8 protein-coding genes are annotated in these 15,218 nt (G+C 72.7%); 5 read left to right on the forward strand and 3 right to left on the reverse strand.

Features of this window, described 5'->3' with window-relative positions:
* Positions 1-25: 25 nt before the first annotated feature.
* Complete coding sequence (locus WMF17_RS29975; RefSeq protein ID WP_437644379.1) at positions 26-2,077, reverse strand: protein kinase domain-containing protein; 2,052 nt, start codon at positions 2,075-2,077, stop codon at positions 26-28.
* A 488-nt stretch (positions 2,078-2,565) separates the two neighbouring features.
* Here WMF17_RS29975 and WMF17_RS29980 point away from each other — a divergent pair, with 488 nt between their 5' ends.
* The 3 genes from WMF17_RS29980 to WMF17_RS29990 all read left to right on the forward strand — a co-directional run bounded on the left by WMF17_RS29980 (position 2,566) and on the right by WMF17_RS29990 (position 9,753).
* Complete coding sequence (locus WMF17_RS29980) at positions 2,566-7,527, forward strand: hypothetical protein (RefSeq protein ID WP_437644380.1); 4,962 nt, start codon at positions 2,566-2,568, stop codon at positions 7,525-7,527.
* A 231-nt stretch (positions 7,528-7,758) separates the two neighbouring features.
* Complete coding sequence (locus WMF17_RS29985; protein WP_437644381.1) at positions 7,759-8,361, forward strand: N-acetyltransferase family protein; 603 nt, start codon at positions 7,759-7,761, stop codon at positions 8,359-8,361.
* A 189-nt stretch (positions 8,362-8,550) separates the two neighbouring features.
* Positions 8,551-9,753: an MFS transporter gene (locus WMF17_RS29990; RefSeq protein WP_437596602.1), complete on the forward strand. Its 1,203-nt coding sequence runs from the start codon at positions 8,551-8,553 to the stop codon at positions 9,751-9,753.
* Positions 9,754-9,787: 34 nt separating this feature from the next.
* Here WMF17_RS29990 and WMF17_RS29995 read toward each other — a convergent pair whose 3' ends face one another.
* Positions 9,788-10,975, reverse strand: a complete 1,188-nt coding sequence (locus WMF17_RS29995; protein WP_437644382.1) for a M14 family metallopeptidase — start codon at positions 10,973-10,975, stop codon at positions 9,788-9,790.
* A 27-nt stretch (positions 10,976-11,002) separates the two neighbouring features.
* Here WMF17_RS29995 and WMF17_RS30000 point away from each other — a divergent pair, with 27 nt between their 5' ends.
* Both WMF17_RS30000 and WMF17_RS30005 read left to right on the forward strand, forming a co-directional pair.
* Positions 11,003-11,614: a hypothetical protein gene (locus WMF17_RS30000; RefSeq protein ID WP_437644383.1), complete on the forward strand. Its 612-nt coding sequence runs from the start codon at positions 11,003-11,005 to the stop codon at positions 11,612-11,614.
* 237 nt (positions 11,615-11,851) lie between these two features.
* Complete coding sequence (locus WMF17_RS30005) at positions 11,852-14,266, forward strand: fused MFS/spermidine synthase (protein WP_437644384.1); 2,415 nt, start codon at positions 11,852-11,854, stop codon at positions 14,264-14,266.
* 23 nt (positions 14,267-14,289) lie between these two features.
* Here WMF17_RS30005 and WMF17_RS30010 read toward each other — a convergent pair whose 3' ends face one another.
* Positions 14,290-15,102 (reverse strand): OmpA family protein, encoded by an 813-nt coding sequence (locus tag WMF17_RS30010; protein WP_437596606.1) that lies wholly within the window; start codon positions 15,100-15,102, stop codon positions 14,290-14,292.
* Positions 15,103-15,218 lie beyond the last annotated feature (116 nt).

The raw sequence follows: 15,218 nt of genomic DNA on the forward strand, positions 1-15,218 counted from the left end.
CGCGGCGCGCGTCAGCCAGAGCGCGTCAGGAGAAGAGGCGCATCAGGAGCACCATCGCCGCCGCCGTGAGGACCATCCCCGCGACGAAGCCGATGATGAGCCCGCGCTTGCCGGCGAGCCAGCTCGGCTCCAGCACCGGCGACGGCGCGGGCGGCGCCTGCGGCACGAGGAAATGATCCGGCATCGTCGCGCTGCGCTCCAGGACCGTGCGCTCCGCTGTGAGCGTCGAGGCGAGCCCGAGCGGCAGCGACTCTGCCGCGGACCCCGGCGCGGCGCCGCCGGCCGCGGTCTGTCGGCCCACCTCGGCGCTCCCGGCGACCTCTGCGCTCGCCGCACCCAGCCCTGACGGGCTCGCCGCCTGCAGCTCGCCGGGCTGAACCGTGGGCATCTGGCTGTCGGCCGGCGGCGGGTACGAGACAAGCCGGAGCGTGTTGGCGACGCGCTTCGGTCTCCCCTCCCACGCCGCCGCGTCCGGGTCGAGCTGCGGGCTCGGCGGCGTCGGCGGCGTCGGCGCGGAATCGACGCGCACCAGGCCGACCTCGGCCCGCTTCTCCGGCGTGCCCAGCCCGAAATCCTCGGCGGAGCGGAGCGTCGCCTTCACCTCGCGCCCCGGCGGCGTGAGGTCGAGCTCGTCGCCCTCGTCATACGCATCGTACGACCCGGTGTGGACCCGGACCCTCGCCGGACCGAGCAGCTCGTCGCGGCGGACCATCGTCAGCGTGCTGTCCTCGCCCGCATCGCCCGCATCGCCCGCATCGTCGGACGAGCTCGGCCCGGCCAGGCCGTTCCCCGAGAGCAGCGCCTCGCTCTCGCTGTGGGACCAGGACGGGAGCTGCAGCGAGATCTCCGGCACCGACTCCGCGGCCCAGCGCTGCGGCTCGGCGCCCATCGACGGGTACACGCCCGGCGGATCGAGCGTGGGCGGGAAGTCGAGGGGGGGCGTGCGGAGCTGCACCGGCGGCGGGGGCCCCGTCTCCGGCGCGACCGTCCCGGAGACGAGCGTCCGGGCCGACTCGATCGACGCCTCCGCGCGCGGCTCCGAGCCGAGGAGCGGCACCGACGTCGAGCTCGGCAGCGACGTGAGCGGCGGGAGCGACGACTGCGGCCGCGGCGGCACGTCCCGCGAGAGCACCGAGCTCGGCTGCCGGCGCGAGATCGGCCCCAGCCCCACGGCCGTATCGGGCAGATCGGCGAGCAAGGTGTGCAGCGCATAGCCGAGCTCGCGCGCCGTCTGATGCCTGTCCGCCGGCTGCTTGGCGAGCACCTTGACGAGCAGCGCCTCGAGCCGAGGGTCGATCCCCGGCGCGCAGCTGCTCGGCACCGGCACCGGCGCATGGATGTGGAGCGTCGCCGTGTGGAGCGGCGTCTCCCCCTCGAACGGCAGCCGCCCCGTGACGAGCTGGAACAGCAGCACCCCGCACGTGTACAGATCGGCCCGCGGATCGATCGGCAGCAGCCCGCACTGCTCCGGGGACATGTAAGCCGGCGTGCCCACGAACGTGTTCGCGCGCGTGACGACCGACAGCGGATCGGCGTGGATCCCGGGCTCGTCGCCGGCGAAGGCGGTGTCGAGGATCTTCGCGATCCCGAAATCCAGCACCTTCACCCGCTCGCCGTGAGGGTGCGTCAGGTCCGGGACCACCATGATGTTCTCGGGCTTGAGATCGCGGTGCACGACGCCCATCTCGTGGGCGACCGCGAGCGCCTCGCACACCTCCGAGAGGATGCGGACCGCCCTCACCTGACCGATCGCGCCGTGGCGCTCGAGGAGGACGTAGAGGTCGTCGCCCACGAGCAGCTCCATCACGATGTAGCTGAGCGCGCCCTCGATCCCGTACTCGAAGATCTTGACGGAGTTCGGGTGCTTCACCCGCGCCGCCGCCTTCGCCTCGCGCTGGAAGCGCCGGACGAACGCGCGGTCCGCGGTGAACTCCGGGTTCATGATCTTGATCGCCACCCGGCGGGGCTCGGCGTCGCGCTCGGCGATGAAGACGCTGGCCATCCCGCCCTCGCCGAGGAAGCGGGTGATCGTGAACCGCCCGGCCACCTTGCGGCCGAGGAGAGCGTCATGCCTCATGCGCCTGGCACCCGCCCGCGCCTGCGACGTTCGCTCGTCACCGGGCCGCCGTACCGCCCACCTGCTCGCGGGCGCCCGCGCAGAAGCGCACCGCCACCAGGGCCGTCCGCGCGCCTGCGCGACCCGCGCGCTCGATGCGAGGGGGAGTGCACGCGGCGACCATACCAAAGAACGTGACAGGGGACGACTTGTCGACCCCCCGGCGGCGAACACGGCCGCCTCCCAGCGCGCCATCGGCCGTCCCGACCACCGTTCCCGACCACCGTCACCCCGGACACGGCGCCGGTCGCAGGCTCGACCGACGGCAGTTAACTCTTTAACGCCACCCCAGGTGCAAATGTGCGACAGTTGCTTAACTTATCGAAAGGGTTCGCCTTCGAGCGTTGGCAGCATTCTTGCTTGGGGGAAACGCCTCGCGCCGCGCCGGGTGCGTCGCGAAGGGCCGGCTTGTGCATCGATCTCGACAGGCAGCTTCCGGAGGATCGTTGATGAATCGAATTTTTAGGCGCGCGGTGCTCCTTGGCACCGTTGCGCTGACCGTCGTGGGGGCGGGCTGCGCAGAGGAGCGGCAGTCCATCAGAAAGGTCCAGAGCGATGCGCTCGCCAAGTCCTTCTTCGTCGGAGGGAGCTTGGCCGACATCGCCGACGACCCCGAGTTCTACATGCGGGGCACGGTCATCGACGTCGGGTACGGCGCTGCCCAAGATGGCCTCTTCACGTCGACGTACGCCCAGCCCGTCTCTCGCATCAAGTGGGAGGTCACCGAGCACCAGCTCAATGCGCGGCTCGCTTACGAGCGCATCGAGGGCACCGACACCAAGGGCAACACCTATAACGGGCTCACCAAGAAGACGACGAACGACGGCCAGATCGTCGCGAGCTACGCGATCGAGTCGCACTTCGACATCCGCCGCGACTACAACCCGGCGACGGGCGAGGAGTCGAACGTCATCGTCGAGAACACGACCGACAAGCTCTGGTTCGATCGCGAGTACATGCGCGTCGACTGGTCGCGCAACCTCGCGACCGACGCCTACGACTTCGACACCCTCTCGATGCTCGGCATCTACGGAGGCGTCGAGTACGAGCCGCTCGCCTATTACGTCAACGATCCCAACGCCGCCGACGCCCCGAAGTTCGACGCCAAGAACGGCTACTTCGACGTGACGACGAAGGCGTTCGCCACGCCCGCCCTGCTCGACCTCTCGAGCCTCGGCTGGGGCATCGACAAGTTCCCGGCCTGCATGCTCCCGGGCGAATTCGCCGGGGGCACCGACCCGTACGGCAACTGCAACCCGGTCGAGATCACGATCCGGCAGTCGTTCAAGAAGGTGGTCGACACCGACTACGAGCCGGTCGACTTCGACGGCGTCCGGTTCCAGGCGTTCGGCATCTTCAACTTCGACTACCGCTACGGCTACGAGCGCAACTACGGGATCCTGGACAACCAGTGGCGGCGCTTCGCGGCCCGCTACAACCTCTGGAAGCGCAGCCACTACTACACGAGCCCGGAGACGATGGAGGGCGCGATCGCCTGCGCGACCCGGGAGACGACCCAGGGCTCGAGCGGCGTGATCGCCGATCCGAACCGCGACGAGGACAAGGACGGCACCGCGGACGAGTGCGCCGCGGCCGGCCCGGGCTCGCAGTGCGACGTGTACAAGCAGAAGTGCACGCTGCCCTACGCGCAGCGCGAGGCCGTCGTCATCCCCTGGTACCTCGGCGGCAACACGACGGAGGACCTCTTCGAGGCGACCCACTGGGCCGCCGAGGAGTGGGATCTCGCGATGAAGACCGCGATCCAGACGTCGCGCCTCGTCGAGTGCAGGAAGACCGGCGGCGGCGCCGACTGCGACGCGCGGTTCCCGATGTGGAGAGGCCAGCAGGACGACATCGACGAGGCCATCGCGATCTCGCGCGACCTGAACGCGTGCCGCCGGGCGAACGGCTGGGACGCGCCGCAGTGCGACCAGGCGGCCTGGGCGGCCGTGACGAACCTCTCGGAGCGGCGCGACAACGACCAGGCGACGCTCGCGATCGGCAGCGTCGTGACGCAGCCGCCCGTGATCGTCCTCTGCCACAACCCCGTCATCGCGGGCGATCACCCGGCCTGCGGCGAGGAGGGGCTCGCCCCGCGGCTCGGCGACCTCCGCTACAACAGCGTCCTCATCGTCGACAAGCCGCAGACCCCCTCGCCGTGGGGCATCATGGCCGACGCCGACGACCCGATCACGGGCGAGAAGCTGGCCGCCAGCATCAACATCTGGAGCCACGTCACCGACTCCGCGGCGCAGGGGCTGCTCGATCTCGTCCGCTACATCAACGGCGAGCTCCCGACCGCCGAGATCACCGAGGGCAAGTACATCCGCGACTGGGCGCAGGCGAGCCGCGTCTCGGGCGGCGGCCAGGGGCCCACGATGACGAAGGACGAGGTGACCTCGCGGCTCGCGAGCGCCACGAAGCTCGACCCCGAGGCGTACAAGGCCCTCGTCGCGCAGGGCGCCTCCCCCGCGCTCAAGGCGATCATCCAGCCGATGAAGGCCCAGGTCGCCGACATCGCGGTGCGGGGCGACATCGCCTCGCCGCAGCAGGCGGTCGTGAGCGCCCGCATGAAGGCGGCCCGCGGCAGCCTCGCCGAGGCGGAGCTCATGAACCCGGCGATGCTCCAGCGCGCGGGGATCCCCGCCGGCATGCCCGTCGAGGGCCCGCTCGCCGACGCCGCGTCGCCGTTCGGGATGAACAACCCGAAGGTGCAGTCGCAGCTCCGCCGCATGCACGACAACGCGCTCGCCAAGCGCGGCGCCTGCATCCTGCACGAGGCCCCCGAGGCCTCGGCGATGACGGGCCTCGCGGAGGCGCTCCGCGAGAAGTTCCCCGTGGGCGACAAGGAGACCGACGCGGACAAGCGGGGGCGCTACGAGCGGATGTTCAAGTACATCCAGCGCCGCTACCAGTACGCGGTCATCGCGCACGAGATGGGGCACTCCGTCGGCCTCCGGCACAACTTCGTGAGCACCTACGCCTCCCTCTTCTTCCGGCCCCAGTACTGGCAGCTCAGGACGAAGAACGGCACGATCAAGGCGGCGTGCACCGGCGAGGCGGGCGAGAACCCGGAGGAGTGCGTCGGCCCCCGCTACTTCGACGCGATCACGGACGAAGAGCAGAAGAACATGATCTGGATGTTCCAGCACTCCACGGTCATGGACTACCCGGGCGACGTCTCGCAGGACCTTGTCGGCCTCGGCGTCTACGACTTCGCCGCCGCGCGCTTCTTCTACGGCGACACGGTGAGCGTCTATGACAACGGCGACCGCAACTACGCGGCCGGCGGCAAGGTCGGCGGCGCGCTCCTCGCCGCGACCGACTCCTTCGGCGGGCTGGCCGGCATCAAGTACGGCACGTTCGCGAAGGGCGACGCCAGCGTCACGGACTTCCACTACTCCCAGCTGCACTCGCAGTACGGCATGATCCGCGACTGCTACGACGTGCCGACGGAGCCGCCCGCGAGCTGGAACGAGGCGGTCGACGGCAAGTGGCACCAGGTCATCGACGGCGGCATCGTCACGGTCGGCAACGAGACGAAGCGCTGCCGCCAGCAGCCGGTCGACTACGTCGGCTGGAGGCACCTGCGCAAGCCGACGGACAAGGAGACCTCGATCGGGAGCTTCCGCGGCGGTCCGGCGGTCGACGAGCAGAACCGGGTCCGCGTGCCGTACGCGTTCGCGAGCGACAACTGGGCTGACACCGGCAACGTCTCGGTCTTCCGTCACGACAACGGCGCCGACCCGTACGAGCAGCTGATGTTCCTGCTCACCTCCCAGGAGAACCGGCACATCTTCGACAACTTCCGGCGCGACCGCACGACGTTCAGCGTCCGCAGCGCGGCGGATCGGTCCTACAGCCGCTACAGCGAGAAGCTCCTCGGCATCGCGGGCGGCATCGGGTTCTTCGGGACGATCTACCAGGATCTCGCGACGAACCAGGGCCTGTCGTTCGACACGCTGTGGCCGCTCCTCATCGACGGCGGCCTGGAGGAGAACGTCGTGGCCGCGACCGTGGCCTTCGACCACTTCGCCCGGCAGCTCTCGCGCCCGGAGGATGGGCCGCACTACCTGCGCGATCCGCTGTTCAACGACCCGGTCCTCCGCTCGAACAAGGACGGCGACGACTACGGCGCCGGCACCGACTTCGGCGGCTTCGGCGGCACGACCAACAGCCCCGTGCTTGTGCAGATCCCGAACGGCTCGACCGGCTACCTGAAGGACGTCGGGTTCGGCGGTCACCCGCTCGAGAACGCGAACTCGGAGGACAACGGCGACTTCGACACCGACTTCACGATCAACGCGGGCAGCTACTACGACAAGATCCACGCGGCGATCCTGCTCTCCGAGTCGGAGGACCGGTTCGTGAGCAGCTCCCGCCGCGACTTCTACGACGCCCGCTTCCGCGCGGTCGGCATGGCCGACGTGCTGCCCGAGGGGTACCGCCGCCTGCTCGCCAACGCCCTCACCGGCGATCGCTCGCTCCTCGCGCCTCGCCTCGAGGCCGACGCGAACGGCTTCCCGGTGGTCGACGCGGACAGCACGGATCCCGACCCGCTGGCGAAGGAGTTCCCGGCGCGCCCGATGGGCTGGGTCAGCTGGTGGCCGAACGAGGGGCCGAAGGTCTGCTTCCCGACGGACGGGAAGAACCTCTGCTCGAGCTACCTCGGCGGCGACTTCAACCCGGAGACCGTCCCCCGCACCATCGCGGTCGATCCGCAGATCGGCTGGGAGGTGCAGAAGTTCCTGATCGCCTGGACGCTCGCGTACATCCCCGCGAACGGCAAGACGAACTGGATGGACATGCTGCGCATCTACCGGCTCGGCAGGGACGCGGATCCGGGGATCGAGCAGCGCATCGAGTGGCAGGATCCGACGTCCGGGCAGATCTACTACGCCCGCACGTACGGCATGGAGTGCCTCTTCGGGATCGGCAAGGACAGGGCGGCCTGCGAGGGCACCGGCGGCAAGTGGGTGCAGAAGGGCATCGCGGCGCGCGTGCTCGAGTACGCCAACGCCCTCACCGCGAAGGGGTACCAGCTCGACCCGAGGCACGAGGCGCAGCCGGGCAACCCCACCGACAGCATCCCCGCGGATCCGGCGTACGTGGCCGGGTACGGCCCCGGCTTCAACAGGTACGGTCGCGCGATGGTCACGTACCACCCGGACGGCACCGCCATCATCATCCCGGACCCGGCCATCAAGGACGTGCCCCCGGTCGGCACGCTCAAGGAAGTGCCGGCGTGCGATCAGAACATCAACCCGAACTGCACGCAGCTCACCGTCTACAAGAACCACTACGCGTACGAGCTGAAGAGCTACAAGTCGGTGCCCGACTACATGCTCCAGATGATGGCCAGGTTCGGCCTCGCCGATCCTGAGCAGCTGGGCTTGTACTCGACGGATTAGCGCCTCGCTGCGCCGGGGGCCCCGCGCCGGGGCCCCCGCCCTCCTCTCCCCTTCCAGCTCCAGCAACCCGAGCGCGCGGACCACGGCCTTCGCGGTTCGCCCCGCGCGCCGCCGTCGCCGGCCATCCGCCCGGCTCAGCCGGGGCCGCCCGATCCCGCCTCCGCCGCCGTTAGAGGTCGCGCGGGCGCCGCGGCGGCATTACGCTCCCCGCGGCGCAGCGCGCGCCACGGCATGGACGTTTCCCTCGCCCTCCCCGCCATCACCCCGGCGCAGCGCTCGGACGCGCGGGCCTTCATGACTTACCTCGTCGAGCACGTGGCCGAGTCCGGCCGCCGCGGCGCGCCCCATTTCGCCGTCGTGACGTTGCTCGCCCCCGACGAGGTCGAGAAGAGCGCGCGCGACCGCTGGAGCAAGGCGCTCGACGAGCCGCTCTGGGGGCGGGCCTGGCTGCTCCGATCGACCGAGCCGCGGGCGCGCGTCATCGGGCACATCGAGCTGCGCGGCGGCCGCGTCTGGTCCGAGAGCCACCGCGCCGTCCTCGCGATGGGCATCCTCGGCCCCTACACCGGGCAGGGCCACGGCCGGCGCCTGCTCGAGACGGCGATCGCATGGGCGCGCGACAAGGCGGGCCTCTCGTACCTCGATCTCGGGGTCTTCTCCAACAACGAGCGCGCCCTGCGGCTCTACGCGCGGATGGGCTTCGTCCCGATCGGCACCCGCGAGGACGCGTTCCGGGTCGACGACGCCATCCTGAACGACATCCAGATGACGCTCGCGCTGCGCGCTCCCGACCCTCGCCCGGACGCGCGCGGGGCCAGGCAGGCCGGGCGCTGACCCCCGGCGCAGCGGCGCTCCGGGCCGGCGCGCCGGCCGGGCGGGGCCGCCGAGGCGCGCTGGAGGGTACCCACCGCGCCGCAGATGCGTCATGAGGACACCGCCGTCCGGGCGCCCGTCTGCCGATCCGGCCACCTCCGGCACGGATCTCCGCGGTCCTCACCGCCGTCATCGCCACCGAAAGCCACCATGCTCCGCTCGCCGCTCCTGCCGATCTTCCTTACCGTCTTCGTCGACGTCCTCGGCCTCACGCTCGTCCTGCCGCTGCTGCCGTTCTATGCCGAGCACTTCGGCGCCAGCGAGCTCATGGTCGGCGTGCTCGCGGCGAGCTACGCGGTCTGCCAGCTGATCTCCGGGCCGATCCTCGGGCGGATCTCGGACCGGGTGGGCCGCAAGCCGACGCTGCTCGCGAGCCAGACCGGCACGTTCCTCGGGTTCCTCGTGCTCGGCTCGGCGGGCTCGCTGTCGATGCTCTTCGTGGGGAGGATCATCGACGGCCTCACGGCCGGGAACCTGACGATCGCGCAGGCGTACATCAGCGACGTGACCCGGCCGGAGGAGCGCACAAGGGCGTTCGGCCTGATCGGCATCGCCTTCGGCGCGGGGTTCCTGCTCGGCCCGGCCGTCACGGGGGAGCTCGCGAGCCGGTTCGGCTACGGCGCCCCGGCCTACGGCGCGGCGGTGCTGTCGCTGCTGTCGATCGTCCTGACGGCCACGCTGCTGCCGGCGAAGCCGATCGTGCCGGCGGCCTCGCCCGAGGCGGCCGCGGCCGCGCCTGCTCGTGCGGCGACGACCGGCCGCGGGGACGCCTTCCGCCGGCTCTTCGATCGGCCGCTCCCGCGCCGCCGGCTGCTCGAGTTCTTCGCCTTCACCCTCTCGTTCTCGACGCTCATCGGCGGCCTCGCGCTCTTCCTCGAGCGGCGCTTCGCGTTCGGCATCAAGGAGACGGGCTACCTCTACGCGTTCTCCGGCCTCATCGGCGGGAGCATCCAGGGCGGCGCGATCGGCCGGCTGGCGAAGCGGTACGGCGAGGAGCGGCTCGCGCTGATCGGCTTCGGCGCGATGGCGGTCGGCTACGGGCTGCTCGGCGTGGCGTCCGCGCTGCCCACGCTGCTGGTGCTCGTGGCGATCGGGGCGTTCGGCTCGGCGGTGGTGCGGCCGGCCGTCACCACGCTGCTCACGAAGAGCGTCGGCCGCGACGAGCAGGGGGCGGCGCTCGGCGTGAGCCAGTCGCTGGCGAGCATCTCGCAGATCATCGGCCCCATCGGCGCCGGCTGGCTGATCGAGCACCGGGCGCTCGCGGCGTACGGCCTGATGGCCGCGAGCTTCGCCGCCGTCGGCGTCGTCCTCGGCCTGCAGAAGATCCCCGTCGGCGAGCCGGTCGAGTCCTGAGCGGCGCGCTCGGACCGACCCCGGGGCGGCGCGCTCAGGGGCGCGCGCCCTTCACGAAGGGCAGGACGGCCTCGACGAGCGGCGGCGTGGCGTCGTCGAGCTTCCGGGGGTTGTACCAGGCGAACGGCTCGACGAGCCGCGATGGGCGCAGGCCGAGCTTGCCGCGCGAGCACTCCACGAGGAGCGACAGCGCCCCGTGGCGATCGTGGAGCCAGTCGATCTCCAGGCCCGCCTTGCGGATGCCCCAGGCGAAGCGGACGTAGGACATGGCGCGGTACGGCGTGCGGTCCGCGGCGCGCGCGACGCGCAGGGCGAAGGCGCGGTGCTCGGCGGCGTCGGCCACGGGCCGGAGGCTGTGCGCCGGCGGGTACAGCACGGCGCCGCCGGCGCTGTGCAGCGACAGGGCGCGGTCGATCCGGCGCGAGGACAGCGCGTGCGCGATCGCCTCGACCTCGGGCTCGCTGGCGGGGCGGCTGCCGGGCGAGACGACGAGCCCGATGAGGCGCTGCACGAGGCCACGCTCGTACCACCCGGCGTCGAAGTTCCGGTTGAGGTCGACGCCGCGGGCGTTGCCGCGCACGTAGCGGTGGCGGCCGGAGCGGAGGTTCATCTCGACGCGGAGGAGCCCGTCGGGGTTCACGATCGGGACGGCGAAGATCGACCGGCCGCCGAGGTCCTCGGTCGCGAGGCGGTCGAGCAGCGCGATGTGCGCCTCGATGCCGACCCATTCGAGGGGGTGGATCCCGGACAGGATCACCGTGGTCCGCCCGCGGCCACGCGGCCCGGCGCCCGCGGAGCCGCGCGGGTCGAGCGGACCGGCGCGCACGGGCGGCTCCGCGACGGCGTCGCTCGCCGACGGCTCGTCCGCGCCGCCCGGCGCGCCGCTGCCGCCGTGGGGCGGGGCGCCGTTCGCGGAGCTCCGCCCACCCTGGGAGAGCAGCGCCGGGCGCCCCACACCCAGCCGATCGCCGGCGGCCGGGCGGGCTGCGCCGAGGTGGACGGCGAGCAGCGGCTCGCCGCGGACCGAGCGCCCGATCAAGGAGAGCTGCGCTCCCCGGTCGGCGAGCCGCTCGATCGCCTCGAGGAGCTCGCCGTAGCCGCGGTAGGGGCCGAGGCCGCGGCGAGCGAGCTGGCGCGAGAGGGGCGCGCGGCGATGCACGAAGAGGGCCGCCCTCAGGGCGGCCCGACCTTGCTCTTCCGACGCCGGATCGGACTTCGGCATGCAGGGCTCACCTTTACCCGAGATGACATGAACTATAGAGCACTGGTCGTGCCTTCGCGCGACCCGGACCAGGCCGATCCCGGGATTACCGTGACAGCGGGCGCACGAATGGAATTCGATAGCAACGGGTGGGCGGAAGGACGTATCGAGCTCTTGCCGCCGGGCCGAGGCTGGTCGCTGCTGTCACCCGAGCCGGAGGCGCGGATCGACGAGCACCGCTGGGCGCATCAGGCGCGCGTCTTCTTCGGAGCGGAGCTCGCGGTCGTGCAGAAGAAGGCGTATCCGTCGGGGGCCACGCCGATGGTCGACGCCGTGGAGGTCGACATCGCCCGCGCCGGCGGCGCGCCGAGCCGGGTGCTCGTGCTGACGGCGCCGCTGGATCGTGCGCCTCTCCTGCGGACGGCGGCGGCGGCGGGGGTGCGGGCGATCGGCGGGCGCGGGTTCGACGCGCTGCTCGCGCGGGCGCGGCGGGCCTGGCAGGTGCGCGAGCCGCCGGTCGCCGGCGATGACGCGCGAGCGCCGCTGGTCGTGACCGCGGTCCTCGCGGCGGTGCTGCTCGCGCCCGTTGTGCCGCCCGGCGAGGAGACGATCTTCGGGGTGAAGGGGGCTCGGGAGCGGCTGCAGCGGCTCGGCTGGTGACGGCGCGGCGCGGGACGCTCGCTCTGTGGAGCGCCCTATCGCGCCGCCGCCCGCCCCTATCGCGTCGCCGCCCGTCCCTATCGCGCCGCCGCCCGCCCCTATCGCGCCGCCGCCCGTCCCTATCGCGCCGCCGCCCGTCCCTATCGCGCCGCCGCCCGTCCCTATCGCGTCGCCGCCCGTCCCTATCGCGCCGCTAAGGTGCCTGCTCCTCGCGCGCCTGTACTAGCTTGCGCGCCCGTGCGCACCCGCTTCCCGCTCGTGGTCGCCCTGTTCTTCGTCTCCGGCGCGACCGGCCTCCTCTACGAGGTCGCCTTCTCCAAGCTGCTCGCCTACGTCTTCGGCGCCACCGCCTATGCCGTGAGCACGGTCCTCGCCGCCTTCATGGGCGGCCTCGCCCTGGGCGCGCACCTCGGCGGCCGCCACGCCGCGGCCGCCCGCCGCCCGCTCGTCGTCTACGGCGTGCTCGAGGCGATCGTCGGCGCCATCTGCGCCGTCTCGCCGTTCGTGTTCGAGGCGCTGACCTCGACCTACGTCGCCGTCGCCCGCGCCGCGCCGGACTCGCTCGCGCTGCTCACCGCGGCGCGCGCCGCGCTGACCGCCCTCGTGGTCGTCGTCCCCACGGTCGCGATGGGCGCCACGCTCCCGGTGCTCTCGCGCATCCTCCGCGCCGGCGCCGCGCCGGACGGGGGCGCGCCCCCCTCCGAGCACGAGGCCGCGCGCCGCCTCGCCTCGCTCTACGCCATCAACACGGCGGGCGGCGCGGCCGGCGCGCTCGCCGGCGCCTACGTCGTCCTCCCGCACCTCGGGATCCGCGGAGCGCTCTGGTCCGCGGCGATCGCCAACCTCGTCCTCGGCGCCATCGCGATCGTCGCCGGGCTCCGCGGCCCGGCGCCCGTCCTGCCCACCGCCGTCGCGACCGACGCCCCCGAGGCTCGCTCCTCGGAGGCTCGCTCCTCGAGCGCCCCTCTCCCGCCCGCCATCGGCCGCGCCGAGCCGCCGTTCCTGCTGCCGCTCGCGTTCGCCTCGGGCTTCCTCGTCTTCGCCGCCGAGGTGGTCCAGACGCACCTGCTCGCGCTGCTCATCGGTAACAGCGCCTACGCCTTCGGGCTGATGCTCGCCGTCTTCCTCGTCTGCCTCGCGGCCGGCGCCGCGCGCGCGCCGGCCCTCGCGCGCCGTCACGGCGAGGGCGCGCTCTGGCGCGGGCTCGTCGCCGCGGCCCTCGCGCTCGCCGCCACCATCCCGCTGTGGGACCAGCTCCCGCGGCTCTTCGCCTTCGCGGGCAAGCACGTCGACGGGTGGGCCGGCCGCGAGGCGTGCCGCGCGCTCGCCGCGCTCGCGATCCTCGCGCTGCCCACGCTGTGCATGGGCATCACCTTCCCCCTCCTCCTCGCGCGCGCCGCCGCGCACGCCGACGTCGCCGCGCGCGTCGGCAAGCTGACCTCCGCGAACACCCTGGGCACGATCGCCGGCGCCATCATCACCGGCTACCTGATCCTGCCCGCGCTCGGCTCGGAGCGCGCCCTCCTCGCGATCGCGCTCGCCTTCGCCCTCACGGCCGTCCTCGCCGCCGCGCGCGCCCGCGCGGAGCTCCCCCGCGCCCTCGCGGTGGCCGCCGCCGCGGCGGCCCTCGTCGCGCTCTCGCCTCGCTGGGACATGGCCCGCCTCACGAGCGGCGCGAACGTCTACTTCGCCATGGGGCCGCGCCCCGAGCGCATCGACTTCGTGCGCGAGGACGTGCACGGCGGCGTCACCACCGTCGCGCGCCGCGCCGGCGTCACGACCATGTACACGAACGGCAAGTTCCAGGGCGACGACGGCCCCGAGATGACGGCGCAGCGGCGGTTCGCGCACTTCCCCTCGCTCTTCGTCCGCGACACGCGCGCCGCGCTCGTCATCGGCCTCGGTACGGGCACGACGACCGGCACCATCGCGGCCTACCCCTTCGAGCGCATCGACGTCGCCGAGATCTCGCCCGCGATCGTCGAGGCCTCTCGCCGCTTCTTCGCGGGCCCGAGCCTCCGCGCCCTCGACGACCCGCGCGTCCGCCTCTCGCTCAACGACGGCAGGAACGAGCTGCTCGTCGCCCCCGAGGGCCGCTACGACCTCATCGCGATCGAGCTCACCAGCGTCTGGTTCGCGGGCGCCGCGAGCCTCTACAGCCGCGAGTTTTACGAGCTCGCCCGGTCCCGGCTGACCGAGGGCGGCGTCCTGCAGCAGTGGGTGCAGCTCCACCACATCCGGCAGCGCGAGCTCGCCGTCGTGATCCGGACGATGCGCAGCGCCTTCCCGCACGTGGCGCTGTTCGTGGGCGGCGCGCAGGGCATCCTGGTCGCGAGCGCCGCGCCGCTCTCCGCCTCGGAGGCGCGCCTCGCGGCCCTCGACGCGCGCCCGGCGCTCCGCGCGACGCTCGCCGGCGCGCGGCTCGCGGATCTCCTCGACGATCTCGTGGCCTCCGGCGACGATCTCGACCGCCTCATCGCCGACGCGGCCGAGGACGGCGGGCCGATCCTGTCCACGGACGACAACCTCTACCTCGAGTACGCCACGCCGAAGGGCAACGTGCTCCCGTACGGCGCGTCGCTGGAGGCGGCGCTCGCGCTCCTGGAGCGGTACCGCACGCGGTCGCCGCGCGCGCGCCACCTCGCGCCCTGAGGGCGCTCAGGCGCTGAGGGCGCTCAGCCCCCGCCCGCCGGGGGAGCCCCGTCCTTCGCCGGCGCTTCCTTGGCAGGCGCGCTCGGCTTGAGCGGCTCGCCCTCCGGCCCCCCGGTCTCGGCCGGCCGCTTGACCGGCACCGGCTTGATCTCGTCGCCCGTCGCCACGAACGCCTTGCGGGGCGGGGGCGCCTTGGGCGCCGCCTGCGCCGCGCGCAGCTTGCGCTCCTCGAGGCTCAGCACCTCCAGCGCGAGGCCGCCCGCGTACGGGTCCTGCCCCTGGAAGGGGCGCCCGTTCACCTCGGCCACGTGGAGCTCGACCCGGCGGTTCTCGCTGCGACCTGCCGCGATCTCGTTCGGCCCGAGCGGGCGCGACTCGCCGAAGCCGACCGCGATCAGCCGGAGGTTCTCGACCCCGCGGTCGACCAGCCAGTCGGCGACCGCGAGGGCGCGCCGCGCGCTGAGCTCCTGGTTGCGCTCCTCGCTCGACTGCGCGTCGGTGTGCCCCTCGATCCGCAGCCGCGTCACCTCGGGGTGCTCCTTGAGGAACTGGAGCAGCGTCTCCAGCGTCTTCTCGCTGCCCGGCCGGATCACCGCCTTGCTCGTGTCGAAGACGATCTTGCCCTCGATGTAGACCTGGCTCTCCCCGCCCTGCTCCGACCAGGCTCTCTCCGGGTACCAGCGCGGGAGCGGCCGCTGATCGTCCGCGCGCGGCAGGTCCCGCGGCGGCAGCCGGTTGTCTCCGCACCCCTGGCCAGCGTGCGCGGCGGCCGCGAGCGCCACCGCGACCGCGAACGGCAGGGCGGTGCGGCCTGCCTGCTTCCTCTTCGGGTCCATCTCGCCCTTTAGCGTGTCAGAACCGGCGCTCGAACCGCAAGTAACCTGGCGGCATCGGGCGCGGATCCCACCGCGGGCGCCGGGCCGACCGGCGCACCAGACGGCTTGTGGTAAAG

It is taken from the genome of Sorangium sp. So ce362, assembly GCF_051519845.1.
Classification (GTDB): domain Bacteria; phylum Myxococcota_A; class Polyangia; order Polyangiales; family Polyangiaceae; genus Sorangium.

Bases quoted from the DNA above. Each gene is read 5' to 3' on its own strand.
- WMF17_RS29995 (WP_437644382.1), bottom strand. From the start codon at position 10,975: ATGCCGAAGTCCGATCCGGCGTCGGAAGAGCAAGGTCGGGCCGCCCTG.
- WMF17_RS29980 (WP_437644380.1), top strand. From the start codon at position 2,566: ATGAATCGAATTTTTAGGCGCGCGGTGCTCCTTGGCACCGTTGCGCTG.
- WMF17_RS29985 (WP_437644381.1), top strand. From the start codon at position 7,759: ATGGACGTTTCCCTCGCCCTCCCCGCCATCACCCCGGCGCAGCGCTCG.
- WMF17_RS29990 (WP_437596602.1), top strand. From the start codon at position 8,551: ATGCTCCGCTCGCCGCTCCTGCCGATCTTCCTTACCGTCTTCGTCGAC.
- WMF17_RS30000 (WP_437644383.1), top strand. From the start codon at position 11,003: ATGAACTATAGAGCACTGGTCGTGCCTTCGCGCGACCCGGACCAGGCC.
- WMF17_RS29975 (WP_437644379.1), bottom strand. From the start codon at position 2,077: ATGAGGCATGACGCTCTCCTCGGCCGCAAGGTGGCCGGGCGGTTCACG.
- WMF17_RS30010 (WP_437596606.1), bottom strand. From the start codon at position 15,102: ATGGACCCGAAGAGGAAGCAGGCAGGCCGCACCGCCCTGCCGTTCGCG.